The following is a 1482-nucleotide window of genomic DNA, read 5'->3' as shown; positions in this document are numbered from 1 at the left end:
CCACTGGGCTCTCTGCCGCTGTCGTCTCTGCCGACGAGTTCACGCCTTGATGCGCCTCGGCAAACTGTTGCAAATGCCACTTCTCTGTCAGGGAATGTGACAGCTGGATGACTTCGACGCGGTCAAGAGGCATTTGAAGCGTCAGCCACCTGCTATTCGTTGCTCCCATGGCTTCGAATAACGAGTCAGAGGAAGAAGYGAGCCGCTCCGCGCAAAGCACGATCTGAACTCTGGGATCAATTGCCCAAATTTGGGGGGCTATTTCGACCGCTGTCCATGCCTTCGTTTGAGAGGCGCCTATGAATACCAAGGTATAAGGTTGTGAGGCCAGCAGGGACTGCTGCATAAGGGCAAGGCTGTCGGGGGTGTCGCGGGCGCAGTCCAGTTCGAATTTCCCTTGCGCATGGGCATCTTCGACCAACATGTTGCGAAAGGCGCCGTGAGTGTCGGGATTGCTGTCCACGACGAGAATACGGCCCTTGTTTGGGGCAGGCCATGTTTTCATGATGGGTTGCCTTGCATGAAGTGGCTTCAGATATCGGACACTGGCACTTCGGCTTGCGTTTTTGTCTGTCGCACGGGCAGCGTGACGCGAAACGTGGTGCCTTGACCCACGACACTTTCCACGTCGATGCGGCCGTGGTGTTTCTGCACGATGCCGTAGGACACCGATAGCCCGAGCCCCGTGCCTTTGCCAACGGGCTTGGTGGTGAAGAAGGGCTCGAAAATATGCTTGAGCGTGTCGGGTGGTATGCCAGTGCCCGTGTCGGCCACCTCCATCCACACGTGCGCCCCTTCGGCTCCCGTTCGAATGGCGATGCGGCCACGTTTTTCACCAATGGCGTGAGTCGCATTGACCACAAGGTTCATCACCACCTGATTGATCTGTGAAGGCAGGCATTCAATATTGGGAATAGCGCCATATTCCTTGACCAGATCGGCCTTGTACTTGATTTCGCTGGCGACGATGTTCAGCGTCGAATCGATGCCCTGGTGCAGATCGGCTGATTCCCAGTCTTGCGACGAATCAATGCGGGAAAAGTCCTTCAGATCCTGGACGATCTGGCGCACCCGCACAATGCCTTGCTTGGATTCTCGTATGAGCACTGGAATGTCTTCTTTCAAGAAGTCCAACTCCACACGTTCACGCAGTGCGCGCAGATTTGCAATCACCTCGGGTGCCGTGATGCTGGTTTCTGCGTGTTCATAGGCGGCAATCAGCTCGAATAGTTTTCCGATATATCCATCCAAGGTGCCATGGTTGGAGAAGATATAGCCGATCGGATTGTTTATCTCATGCGCGACACCTGCCGCAAGCTGACCGATGGAGGCCAGCTTTTCTGATTGGATCAATTGCCCTTCCAGATGCTTGCGCTCCCTTATCTCGTTCTGTAAAACTTCGTTGACGGTGAGCAGTTCACTGGTGCGTTCCCGTACCGCGTCTTCCAAAAGGGTGCGGTGCGCCGCCGCATCCTGCATCAT

At 55.4% G+C, this 1482-nt stretch carries 1 protein-coding gene and 1 pseudogene; both read right to left on the bottom strand.

The genetic code is table 11. From position 1 onward, the window contains the following. Nucleotides 1–505, bottom strand: a pseudogene (locus tag ACXJKR_RS32395) (hypothetical protein); the annotation flags it as partial. A gap of 26 nt (nt 506–531) precedes the next feature. After that, on the bottom strand, nt 532–1482 hold a 951-nt coding region (locus ACXJKR_RS32390), incomplete at its 5' end, for an ATP-binding protein (protein ID WP_457326349.1).

The organism is Roseateles sp. P5_E11 (assembly GCF_054049355.1).
The sequence above is the reverse complement of the archived record's forward strand: the minus strand, read 5'-3'. Positions and strand labels throughout refer to the sequence as shown.